Origin of the sequence: Pseudomonas tehranensis, assembly GCF_014268615.1 — a bacterium.
Taxonomy (GTDB): Bacteria; Pseudomonadota; Gammaproteobacteria; order Pseudomonadales; family Pseudomonadaceae; genus Aquipseudomonas; species Aquipseudomonas tehranensis.
Genome location: NZ_JABWQV010000255.1, coordinates 1 through 6,823 on the forward strand (window position 1 = coordinate 1; position 6,823 = coordinate 6,823).

8 protein-coding genes are annotated in these 6,823 nt (G+C 59.1%); 5 read left to right on the top strand and 3 right to left on the bottom strand.

Annotated features, from left to right (window positions below; genetic code table 11):
- Nucleotides 1–39 precede the first annotated feature (39 nt).
- Nucleotides 40–462, bottom strand: a complete 423-nt coding sequence (locus HU811_RS23280; protein WP_186658329.1) for a GNAT family N-acetyltransferase — start codon at nt 460–462, stop codon at nt 40–42.
- A gap of 103 nt (nt 463–565) precedes the next feature.
- Here HU811_RS23280 and HU811_RS23285 point away from each other — a divergent pair, with 103 nt between their 5' ends.
- Entirely contained in the window at nt 566–712 is a 147-nt protein-coding gene (locus HU811_RS23285; RefSeq protein ID WP_186658331.1) for a hypothetical protein, read from the top strand.
- Between the two features lie 43 nt (nt 713–755).
- Here HU811_RS23285 and gntR read toward each other — a convergent pair whose 3' ends face one another.
- Entirely contained in the window at nt 756–1,787 is a 1,032-nt protein-coding gene (gene gntR / locus HU811_RS23290; protein ID WP_092397106.1) for an HTH-type transcriptional regulator GntR, read from the bottom strand.
- 215 nt (nt 1,788–2,002) lie between these two features.
- Between gntR and HU811_RS23295 the strand changes: the two genes are divergently transcribed.
- Both HU811_RS23295 and HU811_RS23300 read left to right on the top strand, forming a co-directional pair.
- Complete coding sequence (locus HU811_RS23295; RefSeq protein ID WP_076386036.1) at nt 2,003–2,536, top strand: gluconokinase; 534 nt, start codon at nt 2,003–2,005, stop codon at nt 2,534–2,536.
- 92 nt (nt 2,537–2,628) lie between these two features.
- A complete protein-coding gene (locus HU811_RS23300) occupies nt 2,629–3,981 on the top strand; it encodes a GntP family permease (RefSeq protein WP_047228337.1) in 1,353 nt (450 codons plus the stop codon).
- 133 nt (nt 3,982–4,114) lie between these two features.
- Here the strand turns inward: HU811_RS23300 and alaC are convergent, their stop codons facing one another.
- Nucleotides 4,115–5,332, bottom strand: a complete 1,218-nt coding sequence (gene alaC / locus HU811_RS23305) for an alanine transaminase (RefSeq protein WP_186658333.1) — start codon at nt 5,330–5,332, stop codon at nt 4,115–4,117.
- Between the two features lie 211 nt (nt 5,333–5,543).
- On the opposite strand from alaC, the gene HU811_RS23310 reads away from it, so the two are divergent.
- Both HU811_RS23310 and HU811_RS23315 read left to right on the top strand, forming a co-directional pair.
- Entirely contained in the window at nt 5,544–6,206 is a 663-nt protein-coding gene (locus HU811_RS23310; RefSeq protein ID WP_092397110.1) for a LysE family translocator, read from the top strand.
- A 78-nt stretch (nt 6,207–6,284) separates the two neighbouring features.
- On the top strand, nt 6,285–6,773 hold the full coding sequence (locus HU811_RS23315; protein WP_186658335.1) for a GyrI-like domain-containing protein: 489 nt from the start codon (nt 6,285–6,287) through the stop codon (nt 6,771–6,773).
- Nucleotides 6,774–6,823: the final 50 nt, after the last annotated feature.

The window sequence follows — 6,823 nt, forward strand, 5'->3', positions numbered from 1 at the left end:
CGCGAGCAGGCTCGCTCCCACATTGGATTGTGATGCGCTTCAGGAGAGTGTTTTAGGCTCCATCCCCATCGCAATCATTGGTTTGCTGCGCGCATAGCGACTCAGGCGCTCGGCCATCGCATAAGGCAGCACGGGGTCGAAGCTGAACCCCTGCTGCTCATAGAAACCGCGCAAATTCGGGTGACAGAACAACCAGACCGGTCCTTCCACGCCTTTCACCGCTTTGTCGATCAAGCGCGCCGCGATCCCCTGCATGCGATACGCCGGCTCGACAAACAACCCCGTCAGCCAATGTCCCCCCGACACCGGTCGCAAACACAGGGCCGCGATGATTTCATCCCGCCGCGCCACCCACAACTGCGCTTCACGCACGGCTTTCATTGAGGATTGGTGGGCGCGATAGAACTTGTTCATCAGCGGCCACAAGGGTTCATCGAGCAGCGTGTAGTGGATCTGGGACATGGCAACGTCAGGGGCGGTGAAGGGGAGGGTGATTATAAAAGAACATGTCTGCGGCGATAGGTGTATACCTGACTTCACATCCCGTATGAGTGGAGTAGGTATCATGGCCAAAGGCATGGATTCAAAAAAAGCGGCAAAGAAAAAACCGGCGAAAACCGCCGATGAAAAACGCGCTGACAAAAAAGACCAAGAAGGTGAATCTGTTCGGTCATTGAATCGGCACACATCGCGTAAAAAGCCGGGTCTTTAACCCGGCTTTTTACCGCCCACTGCATCACCGTCGTGGAACAGGCTCAGGTGCTTTCGCGCACCTTGAGCTCAAAACCCATGTCCACCACCGGTTGGGCGATGCGGTTGCCGGCCATCAACGTGAGCATCTGTTCGGCGGCGCGACGGCCGATGGCTTCCCGTGGCGTACTGATGCTGCTCAGGCGCGGCACCATGTAGGCCGAGGCAGGCAGGTCATTGAAGCCCAGGACCGCAACCTGTTCGGGGATCTTGATGCCACAGCGCAGGGCTTCCAACAGCGCGCCGTGGGCCAGGTCGTCGTTGCCGAAGAAGATTGCATCGACGTCCGGATGGCTGGCAAGCAGCTGCAAAAACAACTCGCCACCCAGTCCGACCGAGGATGGCCGTGGCGTCAGCAGTTCCAGATCCGGGTCGTACAAGCCGGCGTGCTGCAGAGCACGGCGAAAACCTTCGCCGCGCAGCAACGTGCGCTGGTCCAGTTGCGCGCCGACATAGGCCAGACGCTTGCGCCCCCGGGCGATCAGGTGTTCGGCTGCCGTCTCACCGGCCTTGAGCTGAGAAAAGCCGACGCAGTTAAGGCCCGCACCGGGGTCCAGCTCCATCATGTACACGCAGGGAATGTTGCTGGCCTCGATCATGCGCCGGGCACTTTCGGTACGGTCAAAGCCGGTCAGCAACAGACCGCGTGGCTGGTAGGCCATGTAGTTGCGCAGCAGGTCTTCTTCTTCGTCCCGGGAATAGTGATAGTTGCCGATCACCACTTCGAAGCCTTTGGGCCTGAGTACACGATGAATGGCTTCCAGGGTGTCGATGAACAGCAGGTTGGACAACGACGGCACCAGCACCACCACCGAATGGCTCTGGGCCGAAGCCAGGGCGCGGGCGGCGGGGTTGACCACGTAGTTCAGGTCGCGGGCGGCCTGGCGGACTTTTTCCACCAGGCTTTCGGCAACGGTGCTGACGCCGCGCAGGGCACGGGAAGCGGTGATAGGACTGACACCGGCCAGGCGTGCGACTTCGTTGAGCGTGGGGCGGCCGGTGGTGCGGGTATTCTTATCGTTTTTAGTGACGGTCATCAGGGCGGCTTGCCAAACAAAAATCAAGGCACTAAGGTAGCGCTGTCTCGACGCGGCTGCAAATGCGTGAGCGGGGTTTGCCTGAGCCCTGACCGTTAGCGTTGTGAACGAACATGCTGCAACCACAAAAATGACAAGAAGGCGTCGGCAACTTCTGCTTTTGCTCTGGTGTCACAACTTGCAAAGGTAGCGCTGTCTGCGCGCTGAGGTGTTACATGAATAATCCCATCACCGCCCTGGTCATCATGGGCGTTGCCGGTTGCGGCAAGACTTGCGTCAGCCAGGCCCTGTGCCAGTTGAGCGGCGCCACCGCCATTGAAGGCGACACTTTCCACCCTGCGGCCAACATCCAGAAGATGAGCGCCGGTATCCCCTTGAACGACGACGACCGTGCCGGCTGGCTTGACAGCCTGTGCGACGAGTTGCGCCGTGTCGATGCGATGGGCGAGCGTCCGGTGCTGACCTGTTCGGCCCTCAAGCACAGTTATCGCGAGCGTCTGCGCAGCGCCTTGCCGGGCCTGGGCTTCGTGTTTCTTGAGTTGACCCCGGAAGTGGCCGCCGACCGCGTGTCCCATCGTCCGGGGCACTTCATGCCGTCGACTCTGATCGACAGCCAGTTTGCCACCCTTCAATCCCCTGTTGGCGAGCCCCTGACCCTGGCTCTGGACGCGTCCAGCCACAGCGTCGATGAACTGGCTCATCAGGCTTATGTCTGGTGGGTGGATCACGGTTTGAAGCTGGCCAGTTGAGTTGCAAAAATTTTGCGTCAGAAAGATAGCGCTGTCCCGACGGCTTATAAATAACCGCTTCAATAACAACAACAAATCAGGAGACACCTCCCATGTTCGGCATGTCCCACGAGACGTTTCTGCTGCTTGATGCAGTGGTTACGGTGATCGGACTTATCGTCCTCATCACCAAGTTCAAACTCCACCCGTTTATTGCACTGACCATCGCGGCCGCTTTTCTGGGCCTGACCTCGGGCATGCCGATCGGCACCATCATCAAGGCGTTCCAGGACGGCTTCGGTGGCGTGCTGGGCTTTGTCGGCATCATTCTGGCGTTGGGCACAATGCTCGGCAAAATGATGGCCGAATCGGGCGGGGCCGATCAGATCGCCCAAACCCTGATCCGTGCCTTCGGTAAGGATAAAGTTCAGTGGGCCATGATGTTCGCCGCCTTCCTGGTGGGCATTCCGCTGTTCTTTGAAATCGGTTTCGTGCTGCTGATCCCGCTGGTGTTCATCGTGGCGCGTCGCACCGGTGTCTCGATCATCAAGATCGGTATCCCGCTGCTGGCCGGTCTCTCCGCGGTCCACGGCCTGGTGCCACCGCACCCGGGCCCGCTGCTGGCGATTGGCGTATTTGGTGCCGACATCGGTAAAACCATTCTCTATGGCCTGATCGTGGCGTTGCCAACGGCCATTATTGCCGGGCCGATTTTCGGTACATTCATTGCCAAGCACATCCCCGGCCATCCGAATCAGGAGCTGGTGGATCAACTGGCCCGTGAGACCGATTCTGCCGATCTGCCGAGCTTCAACATCACGCTGATCACCGTGCTGTCGCCGGTGTTCCTGATGCTGCTCAAGACTTTTGCCGATGTGGTGCTGCCTGAAGGCAATTTCTTCCGCACGTTCATGGACCTGATCGGGCATCCGATTTCTGCACTGCTGTTGGCGTTGCTGCTATCGCTGTACACCTTCGGCTACAAGCAGGGCATCGGTTCCAGCCAGATACTCAAGTGGCTGGACGCGAGTCTGGCACCGACTGCGGCGATCATTCTGATCATCGGTGCAGGCGGTGGCTTCAAGCAGATGCTGGTCACCAGCGGTGTGGGTGATGTGATCGGTCACATGGCGGTGAGTGCGCAGATTTCACCGATCCTGTTGGCCTGGCTGGTGGCGGCGGTGATTCGCATCGCCACAGGCTCGGCGACCGTGGCAACCATCACGGGTGCCGGGATCGTGGTACCAGTGGTCGGGATGATTCCGGGTGTGAATCGTGAGCTGCTGGTCCTGGCGACCGGTGCCGGTTCGCTGATCCTGTCTCACGTTAACGATGCCGGTTTCTGGCTGGTCAAGCAGTACTTCAACATGACCGTGGCCGAAACCTTCAAGACCTGGACTGCGATGGAAACCATCCTGTCCGTGGTAGCGCTGATCTTCATCTTGTTGCTGTCGCTGGTGATCTAGACCTGACGCAATACCCAACTGTGGGAGCGAGCCTGCTCGCGATGGCGATATAACATTCAGCATCTCTGTTGACTGTTACAACGCCATCGCGAGCAGGCTCGCTCCCACATGGGTCTTACACATTGATCTTGTGTCAGACGTTAGGTTTGCTTACCAACCCATCCGCCCGGAACATCCCGCGAATGCCGCGTACGGCCTGGCGAATCCGGTCCTGGTTTTCGATCAGTGCAAAGCGCACGTGATCATCGCCATATTCACCGAACCCCACCCCCGGCGAGACGCAGACCTTGGCTTCGGCCAACAGTTTCTTGGCAAACTCCAGCGAACCCAGGTGAGCATAAGCCTCGGGGATCTTGGCCCAGACGTACATCGACGCCTTGGGGTTCTCCACCATCCAGCCCAGTTCATGCAGACCCTTGACCAGCACATTGCGGCGCTGGCGGTACTGTTCGGCGATATCACGCACGCACTGCTGATCGCCTTCAAGCGCGGCGATGGCCGCCACCTGCAGCGGTGTGAAGGTGCCGTAGTCGTGATAGCTCTTGATCCGCGCCAGGGCGTTGACCAGCTCCGCATTGCCCACCATGAAGCCGATACGCCAGCCTGCCATGTTGTAGCTCTTGGACAGGGTGAAGAATTCCACGGCGATGTCTTTCGCACCGGGCACCTGCATGATCGACGGGGCTTTCCAGCCGTCGTAGACGATGTCGGCGTAGGCCAGGTCGTGGATCACCAGCACGTCGTACTGTTTGGCCAGGGCGATGACCCGCTCGAAGAAGTCCAGCTCCACGCATTGCGCGGTCGGGTTGGACGGAAAGCCCAGGATCATCATTTTCGGCTTGGGAATCGAGCCGCGAATGGCGCGCTCCAGCTCATCGAAAAAATCCACGCCCGGCACCAGGGGCACCGAACGCACCTGGGCGCCGGCGATCACCGCGCCGTAGATGTGGATCGGATAACTGGGATTGGGCACCAGCACGGTGTCGCCCTGGTCCAGGGTCGCCAGCATCAGATGCGCCAGGCCTTCCTTGGAACCGATGGTGACGATGGCTTCGGTTTCCGGGTCAATGTCCACCTCGTAGCGGTCCTTGTACCAGCGCGAAATGGCGCGGCGCAGGCGCGGTATGCCTTTGGAGGTGGAATAACCGTGGGTGTCTTCACGCTGAGCGACGGTGACCAGCTTTTCCACGATGTGTGCAGGTGTGGCGCCGTCGGGGTTACCCATGCTCAAGTCAATGATGTCTTCGCCGCGCCGACGCGCAGCCATCTTCAGCTCGGCAGTGATATTGAATACATACGGGGGGAGTCGATCGATGCGCGCAAAGCGGCGCGGCGAACCTGGGTTGGCCATTGTTGCCTCGAGATACGTGAGCGCCCGGAACCGTCCGAGCGACGTTGGCCACTGCGGTGGCCTGCGGCGCAAGATAAAGGGGCTGATGGCCAATTGTCCAGTAGCGGCGCGCAACTATTTTCGACGACACTGTCGATCCGGTCGTGGGGCTTTGAGTCACGCCTGCAAACTGCACGACTCGCCTTATTCAAAAAATCGAATGGACTGAATGATGGAATTTTCCAGCGGTTTCCTGCTGAGCCTTTCTTTGTGCCTGGACATTGGCGTGGCCAATATCGCCATGATTACCTTGGCCATGCAGCGTGGCTATTTCCAGGGTTTTGCCCTGGGCTTGGGCACATGTGTGGGGGACTTGGTCTACGCGGTCCTGGCCTTGGCCGGCATGACGGTGCTGCTGCAATACGAAACGGTGCGCTGGGTGCTGTGGATAGGCGGCTCGGTGGTGCTGCTGTATTTCGCCGCGAAGATGATTCATTCGGCGATCTATCACCCTGCGGTGTTGGCCGAGGCTGGTGAGGTGCGGGGTAATTCTTCCGGGCAGGAATTTTTTCGCGGGATTTTCCTGGCGATGTCCTCGCCCAGTGCCATTCTCTGGTTCGCGGCGGTGGGCGGCACATTGATCGCTCGTTCGGGCGGCGGAACGATCCTCAGTTCGGCGCTGTTCCTGAGTGGGTTTCTCTGTGCCGGACTGCTCTGGTGTGCAGGTCTGTGCCTGGCGGCAACCCAGGGTGGCAAGCTGTTGGGCGATAAACTGTTGCGCTATTGCTATTGGGCATCGGCAGCCATCTTCTGCTATTTCGCGGTGTACGTGATTGTTTCTGGCTACAACGAGTTTATCGGCAAGCTCGCGCCGGCCGTTGTGCCTGGACTCTGACAAGCGAAACGGACCTGGCAATCTCCATTTGGCTTCTATACTGCAAAGCCCGACCTCACGTTTCTGGAGTGTTGATGCATGGAAAAGCACGAATCCGATAACACCGCCGAACCACGCTTCGAACACGGACGCTTTCAGCTCATCGCCGGTTTTGGTGGCCGTTTTACTCAGGACTCCGCCCAGGATATCCCGCTGCTCTGGGAAAAGTTTTTGCCCTGGCTCGGTAAAGTGCCAGGGCAGAAAGACGAGGTCACCTATGGCGTGTGTTGCAACCCGGACGGGGAGGGAGGGTTTGAATACATTGCCGGAGTGGAAGTCAGCCGGCTCGATGACCTGCCCGAACAGTTGCGCTGGATCGAAATTCAGCCTGCGCACTACGCCGTGTTCGAACACAAAGGACCGTTGAAAGACCTGCCGCAGACGTTCCACTACATCTGGAAAGAGTGGCTGCCGCGATCCGGCCACACTGCTGCCGATGCACCGGAGTTCGAACGCTACAGCGAAGACTTCAACCCCAGGACCGGTGAGGGCACTCTAGAGATCTGGATTCCTCTCAAACCGAGCTGATTGCCATCCTCTGGGCAATGCGAAACCTGTGGGAGCGAGCCTGCTCGCGA

What these genes read in the sequence shown, in the direction of transcription:
- gntR (WP_092397106.1), bottom strand. Translation starts at nt 1,787, where the DNA reads ATGACCGTCACTAAAAACGATAAGAATACCCGCACCACCGGCCGCCCC.
- alaC (WP_186658333.1), bottom strand. Translation starts at nt 5,332, where the DNA reads ATGGCCAACCCAGGTTCGCCGCGCCGCTTTGCGCGCATCGATCGACTC.
- HU811_RS23295 (WP_076386036.1), top strand. Translation starts at nt 2,003, where the DNA reads ATGAATAATCCCATCACCGCCCTGGTCATCATGGGCGTTGCCGGTTGC.
- HU811_RS23285 (WP_186658331.1), top strand. Translation starts at nt 566, where the DNA reads ATGGCCAAAGGCATGGATTCAAAAAAAGCGGCAAAGAAAAAACCGGCG.
- HU811_RS23280 (WP_186658329.1), bottom strand. Translation starts at nt 462, where the DNA reads ATGTCCCAGATCCACTACACGCTGCTCGATGAACCCTTGTGGCCGCTG.
- HU811_RS23310 (WP_092397110.1), top strand. Translation starts at nt 5,544, where the DNA reads ATGGAATTTTCCAGCGGTTTCCTGCTGAGCCTTTCTTTGTGCCTGGAC.
- HU811_RS23300 (WP_047228337.1), top strand. Translation starts at nt 2,629, where the DNA reads ATGTTCGGCATGTCCCACGAGACGTTTCTGCTGCTTGATGCAGTGGTT.
- HU811_RS23315 (WP_186658335.1), top strand. Translation starts at nt 6,285, where the DNA reads ATGGAAAAGCACGAATCCGATAACACCGCCGAACCACGCTTCGAACAC.